At 66.4% G+C, this 21,096-nt stretch carries 21 protein-coding genes; 8 read left to right on the top strand and 13 right to left on the bottom strand.

Annotation, left to right across the window (positions count from 1 at the left end; translation table 11 throughout):
* Positions 1-49 precede the first annotated feature (49 nt).
* Positions 50-568, bottom strand: coding sequence for a DUF367 family protein (locus ACFR9U_RS03175; RefSeq protein WP_247376769.1), 519 nt, complete (start codon positions 566-568; stop codon positions 50-52).
* 52 nt (positions 569-620) lie between these two features.
* Between ACFR9U_RS03175 and ACFR9U_RS03170 the strand changes: the two genes are divergently transcribed.
* Together ACFR9U_RS03170 and ACFR9U_RS03165 are read left to right on the top strand one after the other, a co-directional pair.
* Entirely contained in the window at positions 621-1,856 is a 1,236-nt protein-coding gene (locus ACFR9U_RS03170) for a redoxin domain-containing protein (protein ID WP_247376771.1), read from the top strand.
* 42 nt (positions 1,857-1,898) lie between these two features.
* Positions 1,899-2,240 (top strand): nuclear transport factor 2 family protein, encoded by a 342-nt coding sequence (locus ACFR9U_RS03165; protein ID WP_247376773.1) that lies wholly within the window; start codon positions 1,899-1,901, stop codon positions 2,238-2,240.
* A 302-nt stretch (positions 2,241-2,542) separates the two neighbouring features.
* Here the strand turns inward: ACFR9U_RS03165 and serS are convergent, their stop codons facing one another.
* Entirely contained in the window at positions 2,543-3,922 is a 1,380-nt protein-coding gene (serS, locus tag ACFR9U_RS03160) for a serine--tRNA ligase (RefSeq protein ID WP_247376775.1), read from the bottom strand.
* 243 nt (positions 3,923-4,165) lie between these two features.
* Here serS and ACFR9U_RS03155 point away from each other — a divergent pair, with 243 nt between their 5' ends.
* The 3 genes from ACFR9U_RS03155 (at position 4,166) to ACFR9U_RS03145 (ending at position 8,960) form a co-directional block, all read left to right on the top strand.
* The gene (locus ACFR9U_RS03155) at positions 4,166-4,921 is read left to right on the top strand and encodes a bacteriorhodopsin (protein WP_247376777.1); all 756 of its coding nucleotides are present in this window, start codon (positions 4,166-4,168) and stop codon (positions 4,919-4,921) included.
* Between the two features lie 133 nt (positions 4,922-5,054).
* Complete coding sequence (locus ACFR9U_RS03150) at positions 5,055-7,298, top strand: methyl-accepting chemotaxis protein (RefSeq protein WP_247376780.1); 2,244 nt, start codon at positions 5,055-5,057, stop codon at positions 7,296-7,298.
* Positions 7,299-7,358: 60 nt separating this feature from the next.
* Positions 7,359-8,960 (top strand): Hsp70 family protein, encoded by a 1,602-nt coding sequence (locus ACFR9U_RS03145; protein WP_247376782.1) that lies wholly within the window; start codon positions 7,359-7,361, stop codon positions 8,958-8,960.
* On the opposite strand, the gene ACFR9U_RS03140 is transcribed toward ACFR9U_RS03145, so the two are convergent.
* Entirely contained in the window at positions 8,961-9,542 is a 582-nt protein-coding gene (locus ACFR9U_RS03140) for a nucleotide exchange factor GrpE (RefSeq protein ID WP_247376784.1), read from the bottom strand. It abuts the gene before it with no gap.
* An 80-nt stretch (positions 9,543-9,622) separates the two neighbouring features.
* Between ACFR9U_RS03140 and ACFR9U_RS03135 the strand changes: the two genes are divergently transcribed.
* Positions 9,623-10,543 carry an MBL fold metallo-hydrolase gene (locus ACFR9U_RS03135; protein ID WP_247376786.1) on the top strand — a complete coding sequence of 307 codons (921 nt, stop codon included), beginning with the start codon at positions 9,623-9,625 and terminating at the stop codon, positions 10,541-10,543.
* Between the two features lie 63 nt (positions 10,544-10,606).
* On the opposite strand, the gene ACFR9U_RS03130 is transcribed toward ACFR9U_RS03135, so the two are convergent.
* The 3 genes from ACFR9U_RS03130 to ACFR9U_RS03120 form a co-directional block, all read right to left on the bottom strand.
* A complete protein-coding gene (locus tag ACFR9U_RS03130; protein ID WP_247376788.1) occupies positions 10,607-10,990 on the bottom strand; it encodes a hypothetical protein in 384 nt (127 codons plus the stop codon).
* A gap of 24 nt (positions 10,991-11,014) precedes the next feature.
* Positions 11,015-11,401 carry a hypothetical protein gene (locus ACFR9U_RS03125; RefSeq protein WP_247376790.1) on the bottom strand — a complete coding sequence of 129 codons (387 nt, stop codon included), beginning with the start codon at positions 11,399-11,401 and terminating at the stop codon, positions 11,015-11,017.
* A 98-nt stretch (positions 11,402-11,499) separates the two neighbouring features.
* Positions 11,500-13,044, bottom strand: coding sequence for a methyl-accepting chemotaxis protein (locus ACFR9U_RS03120; protein ID WP_247376792.1), 1,545 nt, complete (start codon positions 13,042-13,044; stop codon positions 11,500-11,502).
* 274 nt (positions 13,045-13,318) lie between these two features.
* On the opposite strand from ACFR9U_RS03120, the gene ACFR9U_RS03115 reads away from it, so the two are divergent.
* Entirely contained in the window at positions 13,319-15,283 is a 1,965-nt protein-coding gene (locus ACFR9U_RS03115) for a cation:proton antiporter domain-containing protein (RefSeq protein ID WP_247376795.1), read from the top strand.
* A 154-nt stretch (positions 15,284-15,437) separates the two neighbouring features.
* On the top strand, positions 15,438-15,596 hold the full coding sequence (locus tag ACFR9U_RS03110) for a DUF7331 family protein (RefSeq protein ID WP_247376796.1): 159 nt from the start codon (positions 15,438-15,440) through the stop codon (positions 15,594-15,596).
* Positions 15,597-15,618: 22 nt separating this feature from the next.
* Here ACFR9U_RS03110 and truA read toward each other — a convergent pair whose 3' ends face one another.
* From truA to ACFR9U_RS03075, 7 genes are all read right to left on the bottom strand, one after another.
* Positions 15,619-16,437: a tRNA pseudouridine(38-40) synthase TruA gene (gene truA / locus ACFR9U_RS03105; RefSeq protein ID WP_247376798.1), complete on the bottom strand. Its 819-nt coding sequence runs from the start codon at positions 16,435-16,437 to the stop codon at positions 15,619-15,621.
* A 119-nt stretch (positions 16,438-16,556) separates the two neighbouring features.
* Entirely contained in the window at positions 16,557-17,861 is a 1,305-nt protein-coding gene (gene hisS / locus ACFR9U_RS03100; protein WP_247376800.1) for a histidine--tRNA ligase, read from the bottom strand.
* Positions 17,862-17,912: 51 nt separating this feature from the next.
* Positions 17,913-18,905, bottom strand: coding sequence for a DUF7972 family membrane protein (locus ACFR9U_RS03095; RefSeq protein ID WP_247376802.1), 993 nt, complete (start codon positions 18,903-18,905; stop codon positions 17,913-17,915).
* A 75-nt stretch (positions 18,906-18,980) separates the two neighbouring features.
* Positions 18,981-19,610, bottom strand: a complete 630-nt coding sequence (locus tag ACFR9U_RS03090; RefSeq protein ID WP_247376804.1) for a DUF7411 family protein — start codon at positions 19,608-19,610, stop codon at positions 18,981-18,983.
* On the bottom strand, positions 19,611-19,961 hold the full coding sequence (locus ACFR9U_RS03085) for a DNA-binding protein (protein WP_247376806.1): 351 nt from the start codon (positions 19,959-19,961) through the stop codon (positions 19,611-19,613). It lies immediately after the preceding gene.
* A gap of 54 nt (positions 19,962-20,015) precedes the next feature.
* Complete coding sequence (locus ACFR9U_RS03080) at positions 20,016-20,483, bottom strand: SRPBCC domain-containing protein (RefSeq protein ID WP_247376809.1); 468 nt, start codon at positions 20,481-20,483, stop codon at positions 20,016-20,018.
* 107 nt (positions 20,484-20,590) lie between these two features.
* Positions 20,591-21,052 (bottom strand): 30S ribosomal protein S19e, encoded by a 462-nt coding sequence (locus ACFR9U_RS03075; RefSeq protein WP_247376811.1) that lies wholly within the window; start codon positions 21,050-21,052, stop codon positions 20,591-20,593.
* Positions 21,053-21,096: the final 44 nt, after the last annotated feature.

Genomic DNA, 21,096 nt, shown 5'->3' with positions numbered 1-21,096 from the left:
CAGGACCGCGTTACTCGGGACACTTTCCGTGGCCGCCGCTGGGGTCCGGTCACTCGTCGGCCAGGTAGTCCTCCTGGACGGCGACGACCTCCGTCGAGTCCGAACACTCGGCGTACCGGCGGAGCGGTTCCTCGTTGAGTTCGAGAAAGGTGTGGCCCCACGTGAACTTCGAGAGGATCTCTTCGGCCTGGTCGCGCTCGCCGAGGATACAGAGCGCGCCGGCGAAGGCCTCGACGGTGTTCAACTGGAAGGCCGTCCCGTAGTTGACGGGATTGGCCGCCACGAGAAAGGGGAGCGAGCGGTGAATCCCTTCGAGGTCGAACGCCTCGCGCTCTGCAGTCTCCCAGGAGCAGTCCAGCGCGACGAGGCGGTCGTGGCGGGCGCCGGTCCCGACGCCGTCGGCGGGCGAGAGCGCCTGCTCGGCGAAGGGGTTGAGGACGATCCCCGGCGGCGTCGCTCGCGTGGAGTTGTGCAGCTCCGCCAGCTCGAAGCGGGCGAGCTTTCTGGCGCTGCATTTCTTCGGGTCGTCGTCGCCCTCGTAGCGGACGTGCAGGCCGTACGTGCCCATCAACGTGGAAAACGCAGTCAGGCTTTAAGTCACTTCCATTCGACGTCACTGTGTGCTTGGTGAAGGGACGGCTGCGCCGACGTTCGCCCTGCCGGGGATCGTCGACGGCGCGCAGCGCGAGGTCGACCTGGCGGACTACGTCGGGGACGGCATCCTGGTTCTCGCCTTCTATCCGGCGGACTTCAATCCAGCCGCCACCGACGAGTCCTGTGACCTGACGGAGCTCGACCTCTTTACGATGCAGCGAGACGTCGACATCTTCGCCGTCAGTCCCGATAGCCTGTTCAGCCACCGGGCCTACGCCGACGAATACTCCCTCTCGCTTCCCCTGCTTGCCGACACGCACGGCGAGGCGATCGACGCCTACGACGTGCGCGACGAGGAGGGCGACCAATTGCTCGCCGAGCGAGCCGTCTTCGTCGTCGACCAGGACGGGGTCGTCCAGTACGCCTGGTCGACGACCGACCTGGAGGAACGCCCCGACGTCGACGCCGTCCGCGAGGCAGTCTCGAACGTCGGCGGCGACTCGACGGCCGTCGGCCGCTACCGGGTCGGCCACGCCCACTACATGGAGGGTCGGCGGGCGTTCACGAGCGCCATGGGAAGCTACGAGGACCAGGACTGGCTCATCGCGCAGGGCGACTTCGAGCGCGCGATGGCCGAGTTCCAGGAGTCGGCCGACCAGTTCCAGAGCGCCGTCCGGTTCGCCGAATCCGAGCCGTTGGAGCAGGGATTCGAGCGCGCCCAGGAGAAGGCCACGTCGCTGTGGCAGGCCGCCGAGTGGCTGGCCGACTCGGCCAACCAGTACGCCAGCGGGAACGGCGAGGAGGCCGACAACTACCGCCGGGACGCCGAGGCGCCGCTGGAGGTGGCCCGCGACATCGGTGAGCCGCCGGACCCCGACGACATCGACCTCGATGCCGACGCCGCGGCCCAGGCGACGGCGGCGGGAGACGACAGCGCGGACCTCGACGTCCCGCCCGACCCCGGTACGGCTCCGACGACGTCGCAGCCGGGCGGCGACGCCACCGGCGAACCCAAGACCGACGAGGACGTCGACGCCGCCGTCAAGGACGTCGAAGTCGATTCGCCCGATTCCCTCGGTCCGGGAGTTGACGAGCGTGGCGACCGGCAACCTGCGGGCGATGGCGCTCGGCCGACCGACGTGGCAGACGCCGTGAGGATTGACGGGGACGACGATCGGTCTGCCGACGAGTCTGCTGCGGCCGACGACGATGCGGCCAACGACGAGGACATCGAACTCGACCTGAAAGATCCCACGGAGTGACGCGACCATCGGTTTCTCGGTCCGCCGTCACGTAGCGACGGTATGGAAGACCGCGAGGCGACGGCACGGGCGTACTACGACGCACTCGACGAGCACGACTACGAGTCACTCGCCGACCTGCTCGCACCGGCGTTCGTCCACGACAGACCCGACCAGACCATCGAGGGTCGCGACCGGTTCGTCCAGTTCATGCGCGAGGAGCGCCCGATGACGGAGACGAGCCATCCCGTCGATGCCGTTTACCGGGCTGCCGAGTCGGACCCCGGCGAGGTCGCGGTTCGCGGTCGCCTCCTCGACGCACAGGGCGACCGGATCGTGGGGTTCGTCGACGTCTTCTCGTTCTCCGCCGCCGGCGTCGAGGCGATTCGGACCTACACCAGATGAGGAACGTCGACCGGGACCGGGCGGTCGCGTCGGTTCCGCTTCGTCCCGCTCTCAGCGACGGCTGTCACCGCGGCGAGTGACGAGGTAGACGACGATTCCGAGGACGAGTATCAGCAGGAGTTTTCGCAGGAGTCCACCCTGGGTGGACTGATTCGGTGCCGATCGGTCCGGGTCGGTGGGAGCCGTTGCTCGCGAGTGAACGCTGGCAATTTGGGCTAGCTGAGACACACAGAACGTAGGGCGCGTGCGAGGAAATCGGTTGGGGCAGGCTCGGCGGCGCGGTGTGGGTGACGGGCCGTGCGCTAGTCTCTCTCGCCCGATCCCAGCGCGCTCTCGCCGACCGGCTCGTGGCCTTCGATGACTTCCTGGCCGCCCATGTACGGGCGGAGCGGCTCTGGGACGGTGACGGTACCGTCCTCGTTCTGGTAGTATTCCAGGATCGCGACCATCACGCGGGGCACGGCCAGTCCCGAGCCGTTCAGGGTGTGGAGGTACTCCGCGGACTCGTGTCGTTCCGGGCGGTAGCGCAGGCCCGCGCGGCGCGCCTGGAAGTCCTCGAAGTTCGAGACCGAGGAGACCTCCAGCCACCGGCCGCCTTCCTCGGGACCGTCTTCCATGTCGTCGCCAGGCGCCCACACCTCGATGTCGTACTTCTTGGCCTGGGTGAATCCCATGTCGCCGGTACACATCTCCAGAACGCGGTAGGGGAGATCGAGACGCTTGAGCACCTCCTCGGCTTCGCCGAGCAGTCCTTCGAGGCGGTCGTAGCTCTCCTCGGGGCGGACGAAGTTGACGAGTTCGACCTTGTTGAACTGGTGGACGCGGACGATGCCGCGGGTCTCGGTGCCGTGTTCGCCGGCCTCGCGCCGGAAGTTCGGCGAGTAGGCCTGGTGTTTCAGCGGGAGGTCGTCGTCGAGCAGGATCTCGTCGCGGTACATGTTGGTGACCGACACCTCCGCCGTCGGGCAGAGCCACAGGTCGTCGTCGTCGTAGGGTTCGTCGTTGTGGCCGCCGATCCGGTAGGCGTCCTCGACGAACTTGGGGAACTGGCCGGTGCCCTGCATCGACGCGCTGTTGACCGGCACCGGCGGGTAGATGTCGTCGTAGCCCTGTTCCCGGTGGACGTCGAGCATGAACTGGATGAGCGCGTGTTCCAGGCGTGCGCCGTCACCGCGCAGGAAGTAGAAGCCGCCGCCGGTCACTTTCGCGCCCCGCTCGAAGTCCAGGATGCCGAGTGCCTCGCCGAGGTCGTAGTGAGGGATCACGTCGTCGATGACCTCGGCGTCGTCGAACCCCTCGCGGTAGGCTTCGACGTTGTCGCTCTCGTCGTCGCCGACGGGAGCGTCCTCGTGGGGGATCTGCGGAATCTCCAGCATCGCCTCCTCCAGCTCCGACTTCAGTTCGTCGGCGCGGTCCTCGACGGCTTCGAGTTCGGCTTTCAGCTCCTGGGAGCGCTCGATGGCTTCCTGGGCGGCCTCCTCGTCGCCCTCCTGTTTGAGCTGGCCGATCTTCGAGCTGACCTCGTTGCGCTCGTGGCGGAGGTCGTCGCCCTCCGCCTTGCAGTCGCGCCACTCCTCGTCGAGTTCCAGAATCCGGTCCAGGTCTACGTCGTCGACCCCCTTCGTCTCCAGAGCGTCCCGGACGACGTCGGGATTCTCACGGAGGAACTGCCTGCTGATCATTTGGCACTCGCTTCTCCGTGGCGTGGCAAAACCGTGTCGCTCTGGCTCGCAGTCTGCTCTCACGGCCGTGCTGACCTCTCGCACGAGACAATATCACAAATGAGAAACAGGGACACAGTTTTATCATCTACAATTTCATTCCAAACAGTATGTTGCGATTCGGACATAATTCCACCTCACTGAGCCGGTGCACAGTGCATCCCGGTTCTGGTCGCGCGGGGGGAACGGGGGGAGGAGGCATCCATGATCGTCGGTGAACTGACGTTCTACGCGCTGATCGGTACCCTGGCGACGGTCGCGACCGTCATCACTGCGGTCGGGGTTCGCAAGTTCTCGGGCCGCAAGCGCAGGATCGCCCTGGTGGCACCGTACACAACTGCGATGCTCGCGCTGGGGTATTTCGGCATGGCGAACGAGGTGTTGCGACTCCACTCTGCCAGTGGTCGGCCGGTCCCGCTGTCGCGGTTCGTCGTCTACTTCTTCTCGTACACGGTCATCATCGCCTACGTGGGGATGATGGCGGACGCCGAACGCCGGCACATCCTCGTGGGTGTCGGCCTGCTCTCGACGTTCTCGCTCGGGGCGCTCATCAACTGGATGACGGCGCCGCCCGTCGAGAGCGTCGGGAAACTGTTGTTTCTCGGCTCGCTGCTCGGCATCCTGTGGCTGCTGTTCCGTCCGTACACGCGCGCAGCACAGGCCGTCTCGGGTCCGCGTCGGCTTGCGTTCGGGAAACTTCGCAATCTGATGGCCCTGTTGCTGATCATGTATCTGGTCGTGGGCTTGACCTCTCGACAGGGGATGGGACTGCTCGGAACGTTCACCGGCGTCTACATGGGCGCGTACATGGACGTCTTCGGCCAGCTCGGCTTCGCCGGCATCCTCCTGCGGTCCGATACCGCGATCGAACACCTCGCGAACGAGCGGTCGTCGCTGCTCGCCGTCCTCCGGGACGACGGGCCGCGACCGTCCGAACCGGACGCGAGCACGAGCGACTGACCACAGACGCCGAACACCTTCACAGACACATGTTATCGAAGACGATAATTCGGGCGGTACGATTTACCAGTCGTGGGCTGTTACCACGAAACAGTTACCACTGGTTGACTGACGGGAGTGGACCGGTGACACAATGAAACTCAACAGCTACGTTCCAGATCGGATCAAGTCGAGTTACAGCATGAAGATGGTGGCGACGCTCGCCATCCTCGTCCTCGTCACACTCGTCTCGACCGTGTTCTTTTACGCGAACGTCTCGGGCGAACTCCAGGCGTCGGCGAACGCGGACTTTACCGAACACGCGGCCGACGACGCCAACGTCACGGCGTTGTGGGCGGAGTCCAATTCCGCCCTCGCTGCCGGGGTGGCGACTTCGAGCGCCGTTCAGAGCGGGGAGACGGCCGCGATCACGGACCGCCTCGAAACCGCGGCGGGACCTGATCGCGTCCACGCAGTCCACGTCGTCGACCGCGAGAGCGGTGCGGTTCAGGCGAGTTCACAGTCCAGTGCAGTCGGCCAGGAACTGGTCGTGAACGCCCCGACTGACGCGACGGCGACCCTCGTCGGCCAGCCCCAGCAAGCAGTCGGAGCCAGCGAGCGGATCGTCCCGTTCGTCGCGTCGGTCGACGACGACCGCCTGGTCGTGGTCGCGGCTTCGATGGCGTCCCTCCGGACGCACCTCGCCGACAGCACCTACCGCAGTGCACTGGTCGCTGACGGAGAGGTCGTCGTCGCGTCGACTGCCGGGCGTGCGAGCGACGCCAACGCCACGGGGCTGGTGACCAACGGGTCGGGCGTCGCGACCGGCATGGTGGGCGGGACCAAACACGCAGCGACCGCGACCACCGTGCCCGACAGCGGGTGGCAGGTCGTCAGTTACGCACCGACGCAGGCGATCTACAGCGAGCGGAACACCGCCACGGCCGGACTGGTGGCGCTGTTGTACGTCATCGCGATGAACATCGGCGTGTTCGGCATCACCATCGGTGGCAACCTGGCGCTGGCACTCCGCCAACTCGCAGAGCGCGCCACCGAGATCGGCAAGGGGAACCTCGACACCGAACTGGAGACCGATCGGACCGACGAGGTCGGGATGCTGTACGCGGAGTTCGCCGCCATGCGCGATTCGCTCAAGGAGTCGCTCGCTGAAGCCGACGAGGCCCGCGCCGATGCGGAGCGCGCACGGGAGGAGGCCGAACAGCGCCAACTCGAAACCCAGCGGTTCAACGAGCAACTCGAAGCCGAGGCCGAACGCTACAGCGAGACGATGGCCGCCTGCGCCGACGGCGACCTGACGCGCCGGCTCGACCCCGAGACCGACAGCGGGGCGATGCAGTCGATCGCCACCTCGTTCAACGAGATGATCGCCGACCTCGAACGGACCGTCGCCGACGTTCAGGAGTTCGCCGACGCCGTCGCGACTTCGAGCGACGACGTCGAGGACAGTGCCGACGACGTCAAGCAGGCCAGTGAGCAAGTCAGCAAGTCCATCCAGCAGATCTCCTCGGGCGCGCAGTCACAGACCGAGGATCTACAGGCCACGGCCGACGAGGTCAACGACCTGTCGGCGACGATCGAGGAGGTCGCCTCGACGACGGACGAGGTGGCTGGCCAGTCCGACAGAGTGGCCGAACTCGGTGCCGAGGGTCGCGAAACCGCCCAGGAGACCATCGAAGAGATGCGGTCGATCGAGCGCCAGACGAGCGACGTCGTCGACTCGATCGAACAGCTCACCGACGAGATCGAGGAGATCAGCCAGGTGACCGGCCTGATCCACGACATCGCCGAGCAGACGTCGATCCTGGCGCTGAACGCCAACATCGAGGCGGCACGCGCTGGCGAGGCCGGGTCCGGGTTCGCGGTGGTGGCGAACGAAGTCAAGGAACTCTCCGAGGAAACCCAACGGGCCGTCGAGGAGATCGAGACGACCATCGGCTCCGTCCAGAACCGGGCGCTCGACAGCGCCGAGGACATCCGCGAGGCCGAGTCCAGGATCACCGAGGGGACCGAGACCGTCGCGGAGCTGACCGAATCGCTGGAAGCGATCGTCGACGGGGTCGACAGCGTCGACGGCGGCTTGAAGAGCATCAACGACGCGACCGACCAGCAGGCGAACTCGGCACAGGAGATCGTGCAGATGGTCGACGAGATCGCCAGCGTCTCCGAGGAGACGACCCAGCAGGCCGAGAAGGTCGCTGCAACCTCCGAAGAGGCCAGCGCCTCGATCACCCAGGTGTCGGAATCGGCGGCCGGACTGGCGTCCCGAACCAGGGAACTCCAGGAGATGCTCGCGGAGTTCGAGATCCAGGCGCGCGACGCCGAAGCGGCCGTGGCCGACGGCGGTGCGTCGAGCGAGGAGCGTGACGGTGACTGGTAGTCGCCGTCGCTCGCACCGGGCGAAAGCGTGATATGTCGCGGCGAGGCAGGTGTATCCGAGATGGTCAGTGAGAAGGTCCTGGGAATCGACCTCGGGACGACCAACAGCGGCATGGCCCTCATCGAGGGCGACGACGTCCAGATGTTACAGAACAACGAGGGCGAGCCGCTCACGCCGTCGGTCGTCAGTTTCGACGACGCCGGCGATCCCGTGGTCGGCCGCCGTGCGGAGAACCGCGCTCCCGCCAACCCCGACCGGACTGTCCGGACGATCAAGCGCCACGTCGGCGAGGACTACACCGTCGAAATCGACGGCGAGACGTACGATCCAGCCGAAATATCCGCCGAGATCCTGCGAAAACTCAAGGACGACGCCGAGTCGTACCTCGGCGAACAGGTGACCGAGACCGTGGTGACGGTCCCGGCCTACTTCACCGCCGACCAGAAGAAAGCCACCCGGCGGGCCGCCAAACTGGCCGGCTTCCGCGAAGTCAAGCTCCTGAACGAACCGACCGCCGCGGCGATCGCCCACGGCTACGACGCCGACCTGGCCGACGAGACGCTCGTCGTCTACGACTTCGGCGGCGGGACGCTCGACGTCTCCGTCCTCGACGTCGACGGCGACACGTTCACCATCCTCACCACCAGCGGCGACAACCACCTCGGCGGGACCGACTTCGACGAGGCCATCATGGACCACGTCGCTGCGGCGCTGGAACGGGACCAGGGTGTCGACGTGCTGGCCGACGACGAACTCCGGGCGAACCTCCGGGCGATCGCCGAAGACGCGAAGATCGACCTCTCGACCGGCGAGGAGACGGAACTCATCGAACCGCTGCTGGGCCAGCTCGACGGTGAGATCGTCGAACTCGACGAGACGCTGACCCGCGACATCTTCGAATCGATCACCGAGGACCTCCGCGAGCAGGCGCTCGCACCCTTAGAGCAGGCCCTCGACGACGCCGACCGGACGACCCGCGACATCGACACCGTCCTGCTCGTGGGCGGCTCGACGCGGATGCCCGCCATCCAGGACCGCGTGGCCGAGTACACGGGGGTCGATCCGGAACTCACCTTCGAGCCGGACAAGATCGTCGCCAAGGGCGCGGCGCTGTACGCCGCCAAGAGCGGCGCGGTCGAAGAGCAGTACGCCTGTACGTGCGGCGAGACCTTCGACACCCGCGACGGGTTCCAGGACCACCTCGACGCGGCCCACGCCACCGACGAGCACGGCGAGAAGGTCGAAGAGCGCGGCGAGATCACGGTCAAGAGCATCGTCACCCGCTCGCTGGGGACGCGGGTCAAAGACGGGAGTTTCAACGTCCTCATCGAGAAGGGGACGCCGATCACGGAGGCCACCGGCACGAAGTACTACACCACGACGAAAGACGACCAGACGATCATGGCGATCGACGTGTACCAGGGCGAACACGAGCAGGCCCGCGAGAACGAGAAACTCGACGAGTTCACCCTGACGGGGATTCCGGAGGCGCCGGCCGGCAAGCCGACCATCGAGGTGACGTTCCGGGTCGACGACGACGGCATCCTCCACGTCACCGCCGAAGACGTCGACGGCGACGCCGAAGGGTCGCTCACCGTCGAACAGAACGTCACCGGCACGTCGCCCGACGACGGCGGCGACACGGCCGAAGTCGGCTCGTAATCAGGACGAGTCGCCCGTCGCGACGACGACGCGTGCTGGTCGGAGCACCCGGTCGCCGATGGTGTAGCCGGCGTCCAGTTCGCGGACGATCTCGCCCTCGTCGTAGGCGTCGTCGCTGACGCGTTCGACCATTTTGTGTCTACTGGCGTCGAACTGACCGTCGGCGTCGATGCGCTCTATCTCGCCGCTCGTGAACGATTGCTCGAACTGCCGCTGGACGAGCGAGAGCTGTCGTTCCGTGTCCTCGTCGACGTCGGCCATCCCCAGGACGTTGTCGAGGCTGTCTTTGACCGACAGCATGCGGTCGGCGAAGTCGGCGAGCGTCTGGGCAGCCAGCTGCTCGCGCTCGCGTTCGCCCCGACGGTGGTAGTCTTCGATGCGCGTTTCCAGGGCGTCGAGCCGCTGGTCGCGCTCGTCGTCGGTCTCCTGGAGGGTCGCCACCGCGACGGACAGTTGCTCGATCTCGCCGCGCAGGCGCGCGAGTTCGTCGCTCACGCCGCTGTCGTCCGCTGCCAGTTCGGGCGACGCGGCCTCGTCGTTGTCGTCGTCCCCGTCTGCCTCGGTCGTCCCGTCCTCTCGCATACGCCGGTGAACACGCGTCGGGGACTTCACTGTGCGGGTCGCCCGAACCGTTTTTCTCCCCGCCGCTCGGTGCTCCGGGTATGGCAATCGGCGACTGCTTCGCGGTGACGGAGGGCTCCTGTTCGGACCTCTACTACGTCGATACCGGGATGTACGACGCACCCGAATACGGCTCGGTATACATCGTCGACGGCGAGCGGCCCGCGCTGGTCGACTCCGGGATCGGCACGGAGTACGAACGCATCCTCGCGGCGATGGACGACGTCGGGATCGCCCCCGACGACCTCGCGGTCATCGCGCTCACGCACGTCCACCTCGACCACGCCGGCGGTGCTGGGTTCCTCGCCGCCGAGTGCCCGAACGCGACCGTCGCGATCCACGAGATCGGTGCGCCACACCTCGCTGACCCGTCCAGACTGGTCGAAGGGACGAAAGCCGCCGTCGGCGACCTGTGGGGGCTCTACGCCGAGCCCGAACCCGTTCCCGAGGATCGCATCCGGGAACTCTCGGACGGTGACGTCATCGACCTCGGTGACCGCGAACTGCACGTCCACCACGCGCCCGGACACGCACCCCACCAGGTCGTCTTCGAAGACCCCGCCGACGCCGTCGTGTTCACCGCCGACGCCGCGGGCATCTACGTCCCGTCGGGAGACTTCGTCCATCACACCTCGCCGCCGCCGAACTTCGACTTAGAGCAGGTGCTCGCCGACGCGAACATGATCGAGGACCTGGCGCCCGAGGTGCTCTGCTACGGCCATTTCGGACCGGCGACGACGGACGACCGCTTGCGCGAGTACGCGGACGTCATCGCCGACTGGGTCGATCGCATCGCCACGAAGCGCGCGGAACTCGGCGACGACGAGGCCGTGATCGACTACTTCGCCGAACAAACCGAGATGGTCGACGTCTGGGGCGACCGCAAGGCTCGCGGGGAAGAACGCATGAACGTGCGCGGCGTCCTGACGTATCTCGACCACCGGGAGTCAGCCGACGAGTGAGGCTGCGTCGATGACTTTTGAAATAATACGTGGTGACGGACCAGTGGGGTCGGACTTCGCTCCCTACGCGTCCTGCCGGCGCTGGTCGAGGAGACGCTCGGCCTCTTCGACGGACTCGGCTTTCGCCAGCGCGTACTCCTCGGCGCCCTCGCCCGCACGGTCGAACTGCATCTGTCCGGTCGTCGACTCCGCGACGACTCGACAGACCGCTTCGACGCCGTTCTCGACGATGCCGCGCTTCCCGCGTTCGATCTCCTCCATCGCCTCTGAGGCCGCGGGCTCGAACTCGGACATGTCGTTCACCTCGTCGAATCCCGGGTCCAGGCGCGCACTCGCGTCGATGACGGCGTCTGCCGCCTGCTCGGCCGCCTCGGCGCTGAGGTGTCCTTTGAGAGTCAGATAGAGCCGATTCTTCTCCTCGTCGACGTCGACGCTCCAGTCTCCCATGGTTTGTGACGTTCTCAGGTTTCTCTAGCGCTTGTCCAGCAGTTTTTCGGCTTTCGCCGTCGAGTCGGCCATCGCCAACTGGTAGCTCTCCTCGTCTTCACCCGCGCGGTCGAACTGCATCTGTCCAGTCGTCGATTCGGCCGTCACCCGGACGACGGCGGCGACGCCGTGTTTCGCGATCCCCTGCTTGCCGCGCTGGATGTGGTCCATCGCCTCCTGGTCGGACGGCTGGAACGTCGAGAGGTCGTTGACCATGTCGAACCCCTCGTCGAGTTCTTTCGCCCCTTCGATCGTCGCGTCGGCCGCGGCCCCAGCGTCGGCGGCCTCCATGTACCCCTCGAGCTCCAGGTACAGCCTGTTTTTCTCGCGGTCGATGTCGACTTCCCAGTTCTCACCGGATTTGAATGGCATGTGAGAGAGAGTCATCTATTTGACTATTAGTATTATCCCTCGATTCTCAGGACTGATAGCAATAGGTGGTGAGTGTGGCCCCCCGTCGTCCCGTGATACTACTCGCTGTCGTGGACCATCGCGTCGTCCCAGGAGAGGTCGTCGTCGCTCGTGTCCTCATCGCCGCTCGCGTCGTCACCGTCGTGAACTGCGGCGTCGTCCCAGGAGAGGTCGTCATCGTCGTCGCTCGCGTCGTCACCGCCGTGGACCGCGGCGTCGTCCCAGGAGAGGTCGTCGCCATCGTCGGTCGATCCGTCGCTGCTGTCCTGTTCGAAGCGGGACAGCAGGCTGGTGAGGTCGGTCGCCTGGTCGGCGATCCGGTCCATGTTGGCCACGACCTCGGTGAGTGCAGCGGTCTGTTCTTCACTGGACGCGGACACTTCGCGGGTTTCTGCGGCCGTCTGCTCGCTCAGTTCCGCGACGTCTTCGACGAGCGCGACGACTTCCTCCGTGCTGGTCGCCTGTTCGTCGGTCGCTTCGTTGATCGACTGGACGCCCTCGTTCGCGTCCTCGACGCGGTCGGCGATCGCGTCCAGCGCGTCGAGTGCGTCCTCGACCGTGTCGGTCCCGTCGGCGACGCGGTCGCCCATCTCGCGGATCTCCGTGACCGTCGCGGTCGTCTCCTCCTGGACGTCTTCGATCATCGTACTGATGTCTTCGGTCGCCTGGCCGGCCTCTTCGGCCAGCTGCTTGACTTCGTTGGCGACGACGGCGAAGCCTTCGCCGGCCTCCCCGGCGCGGGCGGCCTCGATGGACGCGTTCAGCGCCAGGATCGACGTCTGGTCGGCGATGTCGTCGATGACCTCCACCACTTCGTTGATGTCTTTGATGTGGTTCTCGAGGTGTTCGACCTGTTCGATCGTCTGGGCGGCCGTCGACTGGATCTGATCCATCCGCTCGACTGCTTCCGCGGCCGCGTCCCGGCCCTCCTGGCCGTACTCGGCGGCGTCCCTGGAGATGGTGGCGACCTCCGAGGCCGAGGACGCGATCTCCTGGACCGTCGCCGAGAGGTCCGTCATCTCGTCGGCGACCTCCTGGAGGTGATCGTCCTGGTTCGAGGCGTTGTTCGAGATCTGATCCATCGAGTCGCTCACCTCCTCGCTCGTCTCCTTGACCTCGCGCGTCGCTGCGCTCATCTCTTCGGTCGTGTCGTCGACGTCTTCGGCGAACTCCTCGAGTTCCGCGATGGTCCCGGAGAAGTGGTCCATCATCTGGTTGAACGCCGACGCGGCGTCGGCCATCGCTTCGTTCTCGCGGTCCGTGTCCAGCCGCTGGCTCATGTCGCCGTCGGCCGCGGCCGCCAGTGCGTCGCGGAAGTCCTCTGCCGTCGCTTCCAGCGCGCCGGCCTCGACCGTCTGGGTCCCGCCGTCCGCGACCACGGTCGCCGTCTCCCCCGGTACCTCGGCACTCCTCACCGCCCCAGCGGCGGTCCGCTGCTCGCTCGCGCCGTTTCCGTCACCGGCCGCACCAGCGTCGGCTGCTGAACCGACCTCGAGGTCGTCGGCCGGTTTCCCGTCACCGGCTGCCGTCTCGTCGTCGGCGCCGCTCGATCTGGGACCCCCCTCGTTTCGGGTCGGGACATCGTCAGCTTCTGACGAACTCACCGCTGTGTCTGGGTCCTGCTCCGTGGTCCGTTCGTTGGTGTGCTCGCCGGACGTTCGGGCGCGGGAAGCGTGGAGAAGCTGGGCTATTCGTCGCCTGAAAGTCATTACCAGTGTCGTACTGTTATTTCCACTATATATCCCGGGGTCTGATTATCGTAGTCGATATTCTGGATCGGCGCGTTGTTATCAGTTTATTCATGGCCGTCGCCGCTGGCGAAATTGGGTGCGTTTAAACCGCGTCGTTCCGTTGCACCGCGTGCATGGAGGGTCCCCTGTGGCTGGTGGCGAGATAATCCCCCTGGTCGCCGCGATCATCGGTATCGGCGTGGGGGCACAACTGCTGTCCGCCCGATTTCGCGTTCCGAGTATCATCTTCCTGTTGACGGCTGGTGTCGCCCTCGGACCGGAGGGACTGGGCCTCGTCACGCGCGAGTCGTTCGGGGCGGCCTTGCCGGCCATCGTCGGCCTCTCGGTGGCGATCATCGTCTTCGAGGGCGCGTTCCACCTCCGGATCGGCCGGATCAAGGAGGCGCCGTCGGCGACCCTCAGACTGGTGACCCTCGGCGCGGCGATCGCTCTGGTCGGCACGGCGGTCGCCATCCGATTCGCGCTCGGACAACCCTGGGACATGTCGTTTCTCATCGGGGCGCTGCTCGTCGCGACCGGGCCGACGGTCATCACGCCGATCCTGGAAGTCGTCCCGGTCCGCGACCGGGTTGCGACCGCCCTCGAAACGGAAGGGATCATCAACGACGTGAGCGCGGCGATCATCGCCGTCGTCGTCTTCGAGGTCGTCGTCCTCAGCGACGAGGCGGGAGAGGCGTTCGTCCGCGCATTCGCCGAACGGCTGGGGATCGGCCTGCTCGTGGGGTTCGTCGTCGCAGCCCTCGTCTACTATCTCCTCAGGTACGTCGACCTCTCGCCGGGGAACGCGCCCCAGAACGCACGCTTGCTCGTCCTCGCGGGGGCGCTCGTCGCCTTCGCCGCGGCCGACACCATCGCCAGCGAGGCCGGCGTCGCGGCGGCCGCCACTGCCGGCCTGTTGCTCGGGAACGCAGACGTGCCGTACGAGGACGAGATCACGGCGTTCAAGGGCGACATCACGCTGCTCGTCCTGTCGGTCGTGTTCATCGCGCTGGCCGCCCTTCTCGAGTTCGAGGACCTGCTCCAGTTGGGGCTGCCCGGCATCGCCGTGGTGGCGGCGGTCATGCTGGTGATCCGGCCGCTGCTCGTGTTCCTCTCGACGCGGGGCGACCGGTTCCGGACCAACGAGAAACTGTTCATGAGCTTTGTCGGTCCCCGCGGGATCATCCCGGCGTCGGTCGCGACGCTGTTCGCCGTCGAGTTGCAGTCCGAGGCGGCCCACCTGCGCGAACAGGCCGCCGAGACGGCCGGCACGAGCGTCGGCCAGGTGTGTACCGGCACGGCGACGGGCGAGGCCGCGCAGTTGTGTGCCGACGCGGCGACCTTCGACGGGCAGGCGCAGGTGCTGGTCGGAACGGTCTTTCTGGTCATCTTCGCGACGGTCGCCTTCGAGGGCGGCCTCGCGCGCTACATCGCGGAATACCTGGAGGTAATACCAATGCGAGTCATCATCGTCGGCGGCGGTAAGGTGGGTCGAGCGCTCGCTGAACGCCTCGAAGACCGAGGCGAGAACGTCGTCATCGTCGAAGAAGTAGAGGACACAGTCGAAAAGACGCGTAACCAGGGCTACACGGTCGTCTGGGGTGACGGGACCGACACGGACGTCCTCCGTGAGGCCGGGGCCGGCAACGCCAGGACCGTCATCGCCGCGACGGGCGACGACGACGCGAACCTGCTCATCGCCCAGCTCTCGGACTCGAAGTTCGACGTCGAGACCGTCATCGCCCGGGCGAACAACCCGGACAACGTCGAGGCGTTCGAAGACCTCGGCGTGCGAACCATCTCCTCTGCGATGGCGACTGCGTGGGCCATCGACAACCAGATCGAACGCCCCGCCCTGGCTCACTGGATGACAGACGTGGGGCGCGTCGGCGACGTCCAGGAGGTCGAGATCACCACCGAGGCGTTCGCGAACCGACCCGTTCGGGAGGTCGGCCCCGAACTCCCCGAGGACTGTCTCATCGCGCTCGTCTGCCGCGACGGCGACGTCGACGTTCCCGAAGCCGACATGGAACTGCAGGTCGGTGACCGCATCACGTTGCTCGGCCGTCGCGAGTCGGTTCGCGAAGCCATGAAGATGGTCAACCCGACCTGATCGAGCGACCAACCTCAGCCCGGCCACTTTTTGTTCTGTTTACGTCCCACCTGACGTTACAATCTCCCTAACTCGTCTGAAACGACGGAAACTGATGGATACTATGTCGTGTTTATACCACGTTCGGGTGCCAAACAACGGGTGGAGACACACGATGACCCGCCCTGAACGACGAAGCGTCGATCGCGATCGGCATCCGAGCAATCGCTACGGGCAACTCACTACCGCGGAAGGCGTCGTGGTGTACGACCGCGATGAGACGAGCGGCTGGCTCCAGTCGGACGTCCACGTGGCACTGACTGACCTGCTGTAACGCCCGCTGACTGGCAGCCGCGCTACGGCCGGTTTCTGAGCCCGGCGACGAGTTCGTCGGCGACTCGTGCACGCGTCCGGTGCTCGTCCCGCCGGTCGGCGAACACTGTGCGTGCGCTCTCTTTCGCGTCAGCGTCGACGGTGAAGTCCAGGTCCGGATACGTGACGTCGACCAACACGAGCGGGTACGCCGCTGCTGGCGGCACGCCCTTCGGCCCCGGGAGTTGTGCCGATGCGAGGACGCGATCGACGGCCGCCAGGTCGCGGTCCCCGCGGGCGATCGACGCGACGAGCGAGACGACCCGCCGGACCAACTGTCGCGCGAACCCACCCGCGGTGAGTTCGACGACCAGGAACGCGCCGTCTCGCGAGAGCGACCCGTCGAGGGTCCGAACAGTTCCGGTGTCGTCCGGCGTCAGATTGTGGAAGTCGTGTTCCCCACGGAGTGCGTCGAGCGCGTCGCGTGCGCGCTCGTCGGACACGGCGTCGGGCGGTGCGTGGAGGTGATACCGATAGCTGCGACTGGTGGCGTCGTGGGTGGCGTGGAACTCCGCGGGCGCTTCGGCCCGTGCCCAGGCCCGGACCGTCGCCGGCAGTCCGCTGTTCAGTGCAGCCGGGGTCAGCCAGTCCGGAGCGGAGAACGCGACCGTCTGTGCGAACGCCGAGACGCCCGCGTCGGTTCGGCCCGCCCCCGCGTACCCCGGTGGTGCGTCGGCGTCGGCCCCGAGAACCCCCAACTCGCGGAGCGCGTCGAAGAGCGCGTCCTCGACGGTCGGCACGTCCGGCTGGCGCTGGAAGCCGTGGAACGGCCGGCCGTCGTAGGCGAGGCGAAACGCGCGCATTGGTCGCGGTCCGGACGCCGACGGAATGAGTGTTGTGTCCCCGACCGCGCCCGTGGTCGAGGACATCGGGTCGACTCGACGCAACCGAACCGGACGACGACAGCCTGCTCGACTGAGTTCTATTCGAAGTCCGCGAGCGTCGGGCGGTCGTGGTCGCCCGGGAACTCCGCGAGGGGTACCTGCTCCTGGTCGCCCGAGTCCATGTCTTTGACCGTGACGGCGTCGTCTTCGAGGTCCTGCTCGCCGACGATGACGACCGTCTCGGCGTTGACGCCGTCGGCGTAGTTCATCTGCGCGCCGAAGCTCCGGCCGGCGACGTCGGTCTCGACGACGTGGCCCCGCGAGCGCAGCGTCCGGGTGATCTCGGCGGCCACGTCGCGCGTGTCGCCGATCTGCAGGACGTAGTAGTCGGTCGTGAACGACTCGTCGGGCCAGACGTCGGCGCGCTGCAAGAGCAGGGAGAGCGGGGCGAGCCCGGGGGCGACGCCGACCGCTGGCGTCGGCTGGCCGCCAAAGCTCTCGATGAGGTCGTCGTAGCGGCCGCCGCCGAAGACGGACCGGGAGACCTCGCCCGTCGAGTCGAAACACTCGAAGACGACGCCCGTGTAGTAGTCCAGGCCGCGAGCGGTCTCCAGCGAGAGCGTACAGTACTCGCCTGCGCCGAAGTCGGCCGCCGCGTCCAGCACGTTCTGCAGGTTCGTGACGGCGTTCTCGACGCGGTCAGTGCCCGCGAACTCGACGAGCTCGTCCAGGTTCTCGGCGTCGACGGCGAGCAGGTCGTCGAACTCGGCGGCCTGGTCGTAGGTGAGACCGGCCTCGACGAGCAGGTCGTGGTACTCGGCCTCGCTGATCTTCTCGCTCTTGTCGACGGCCCTGATGGCTTCCTTGGTCTGGACGTCCGTGTCGAACGCTTCCAGCAGCCCGCCCAGGATGTCGCGGTGGGAGACGCGGAACTCGAACTCCTCGCCGGTGAGCCCCAGCGACGTGAGCGCGTCGGCGGCGAACGCGAGGATCTCGGCGTCGGCCTCCGGCTCCGACGAGCCGAAGATGTCGACGTTGGTCTGGTAGAACTCGCGGAAGCGGCCCTGCTGGACCTGTTCGTAGCGCCAGAACGGCCGCGTCGAGACCCACTTGATCGGCTTCGAGAGTTCCTGCTGTTTGGCGACGACCATCCGCGCGACGGTCGGCGTCAGCTCCGGCGTCATCGCCACGTCGCGGCCGCCCTTGTCCTCGAAGGCGTACAGTTCCTCGACGATCTCCTCGCCGCTCTTGTCGACGTACATCTGCGTCCGCTCCAGGGCGGGCGTCCCGATCTCGCGGAAGCCGTACTGGCGTGCGGTGGCCTCCAGTTGATCGATGACCTCCCGGCGCGCCCCCATCTCGTCGGGGTAGAAATCCCGGAAACCCTTCAGGTGGTCGTACATGCTCGGTTGGTTCGCACACGGCGCGCTTGAAACTGTCCTTTGGGTACGCGGTCACTGCTCCTGTGCGGGCGTCGTGAACGGCAGCGTCGCCGCCGTGCGCTGCGTGACGGTCGCGATTCGGACGATGTACGCGAACAGAATCGTGATCGGCAGCAGGCCGACCGTGACGAACAGCGGAACGAAGGCCCGCAAGTACGGGCTGGTGAAGACGGTCCCGCTCGGTCCCGTCAAGAGGAGTAACCCGATTGCGACGACGGTCACCGACGGGAGGCCGGCGTAGAAGAGGTTCCGCGACAGCTCGGCCAGTTCCTGCTGGAGGTAGACCGACTTGAAGTACTGCCGCGCGATGTCGATGTTCTGGAGCTGGTGGACGAGGGTGTCGACCGCGTCGCTGACGTCTGCCGGGAGCTGCGCGCCGTGTTCCCACTCGATCTGTCGGAGTCGGTTGATGTCCGTCGCGTAGTTCGTCGTCAACGTGACCGAGAGCACGTCGAACGTGGAGGTCTGCGATTGCTGCAGCAGCGAATCGACTCTGTCCGTCTGGGTCGTGATCTCCGAGACGACCTCGTTGATCTCCTCGTAGGTCTGTTCGTCCGTCTCGGACGTCGCGAGGCCTCCCAGTCGCTGGGCTTCCCGCCGGGTGTTCTCGAACAGCAGGCGGAGAAAGCCCAGCGGCTCGACCGGTGCGACCTGTCCGGCAGCGTCCTCGACGTCCGAGCGATACTCGATGATCCCCTCGATCTGGGATTCGAGGTCGGGCGGCGCCTGTAGTTCCCGCGAGAGCAGCAACTGATTGATCGAGACGACGACGGTGATGACGGTCAGGTTTCCTCCGATCAACCCGCCCAGCACGTAGAACAGCGGCTGGAGGTCGCGTAACGGTGCCAGTTCACTCACGACCACTGACGCGATGACGAGAAACAGGACGACGGTAGTGAACCCGACGACGAGACGCCGATCCCCGTCGAGGAGCAACCAGTCCTGCCACCGCTGGCGATGGCTCTCAGTGTCACGATCGGTGTCCCGACTTTCGCCGGCTCGCATCGTCGCTCCGTACGATGGCTAGCGGCAAAGATGGCCGGGGTAGTTGTTCGGTCGACGACCGAAAACGGGCGACTCTCAGTGCTCTCGGAGGCCCACGACGCGCGTCTGGTCGTGGGCGGGAAACACCTCTGTGACGGCGTCGTCGCCGTACTCCTCGGCCATCAGGGCGCGGAGCTCCGCCTCGTAATCGCCCTTCGCGATCTCTTCGCTCGGTCCCGTCTCGACCTCCAGCGTCGCGTCCACGAGGTCGTCGACGGCACTTCGACCGAATCCCGACAGCGGAGCCAGGTAGTCGACGTCGTGGCGGTCCTCGATGCTCTGTGCCTGTGCCCGCGAGACGGTCGGAACGCGATCGTCACGGCGCGTTCCGTCCGCGATGGCGTCGAACGAGCGCAGTTCGTCGGCGGCGTCGATCCGGAACTCCCCAGCCGCCACCGTTTCGAGTGCGTGGTCGTGGACGCGCTGGATTCCGGTGCGCGGATAGCCGTCCTCGACCATGCGGTCGACGGCGTCGCGGGCGACCGACTCGTCGAGTTCGACCGTGATGAGCGGAAAGCCGACGGCGGCGGCGGCGTCGCGAGCGTGTGCGGCCGCGTCGGTCACGCCGAACGTCGCCGCGACGAGCGTGACGTCGTAGAAGGAATCGAGCAGGAGAGCGGCCAACGTCGAGTCTTTGCCGCCGCTGTAGCAGAGTCCGACGTGCATTTACCGTCGCTTGATGTCGAAGCTCTTCGAGTCCGGCTTCAGCTCCGAGAGCAGCTGTTTCATCTTCTCCTCGTCGATCTTGTCCTGGAGACGCCCGCTCTGGGCCAGCGCGAGGACCTGCTGTTCGACCTTCTCGCCGAACTGCGGTTTCGACATCTTCACTGTGTTCAGGCGCTTGCGCGCCCCGTCGGTGAGGTGCTGGCGCAGCAGCGCTTTCTTCTGGGCTTCGGCCTGCTGACGCTGGGCTTCCTGGGCCTCGCCGCCCCCTTGTTGCTCTTTCTGTTCGCGGAGCTGTTCCATCTTCTCCTGTCGCAGCCGTTCGAGCTCTTCGTCGTCGGGTTCGCCACTCATAGCTATTGTAATACTTGTTGCGTCTGCTGGAAAACCGTTACGGAGACTCCTCTCTCAGGGAGCACGAGGTGTCGTCGTCGGCCTCGTTCGGGCGGTCGTCTCGGCCCGCCGCTTGATCGCCCGGTTGACGCCCTCGAAGGTCGCCGCCGTCTGCCTGCCGTACCGGCGCACGAACGGCCCGGCGAGCAGCCCGACGAACCGCTCGGCCTGCGTCAGCCGAGAGCGTCCGTTCCCGAGGTTCTCGATCGTGAAACAGTGCTCGCCGTCGCACAGCCCGCGGACGAGCAGGTGGCTGCGCCACCGGAGTTCGTACTCCGGCTCGGCTCGGAGCACTCGTGACGTCGCGGACGGCTGCCGGCCCGCTCGTGGCCCGGGTGTGACGGTAAGCCGCGCACCGGCCACCGGCGTGCCCTCGATTCGCACGTACTCGTTCCACTCGGGGTAGCGTTCGAACTCGGACAGCACCCGCCACACGACCGCTGGCGGTGCGTCGATGTCGATGGTCGTCTCCAGCGTGTGCATAGCGTCCAATGGACGCCAGCAGCTATAGCGCTATGCGAGCGTGTCGAGACAGTGAGAGAAACGAGTCCAGCAGCTCAGGGGGAGAACGAACGCGAAAGGGAGCGAACTTACGCGTAGCGTTCGAGTTCCGGACGGTCGAGGTCCTGGAGGACCTCGCCGGCGGTGTCGTCGAGGAGGCTGCGACCGTCGCCGGTGACCTTGCGGCCCTCGCCCTGTGCGGTCTGGACGTAGCCGGCCTCTTCGAGCTGCTGGAGGATCGTACGGATGATCTTCCCGCTGCCCTTCGTGGAGCGCTTCGGTCGGACCTGGTAGCGAGTCGACCCCTTCGAGGAGTTGCCGTACTCGGTGCGGAGGCTGCCGATGCCCACGGGACCGTCGATGGCGACCTTGCGCAGGAGGCTGGCGGCGCGGCGCTGCCAGAAGTCGTCCTGTTCCGGCGGGAGTTCGCGGCCGGTACCTGTCTTCGTGAAGCGAGCCCAGTCGGGTTCCGCCACGGCGTCCTCGTCGGCGAGTCGCTCTGCGAGCGCCTCGTTGAGGTCCTCGGCGGGAACGTCGAATAGCGTCGTCATTGCAGTGTCGTTCCTGTTGGCGTCATAAAAGCGCATCGTTCGGC

Origin of the sequence: Halorientalis brevis (genome assembly GCF_042678165.1) — an archaeon.
Taxonomy (GTDB): Archaea; Halobacteriota; Halobacteria; order Halobacteriales; family Haloarculaceae; genus Halorientalis; species Halorientalis brevis.
The sequence above is the reverse complement of the archived record's forward strand: the minus strand, read 5'-3'. Positions and strand labels throughout refer to the sequence as shown.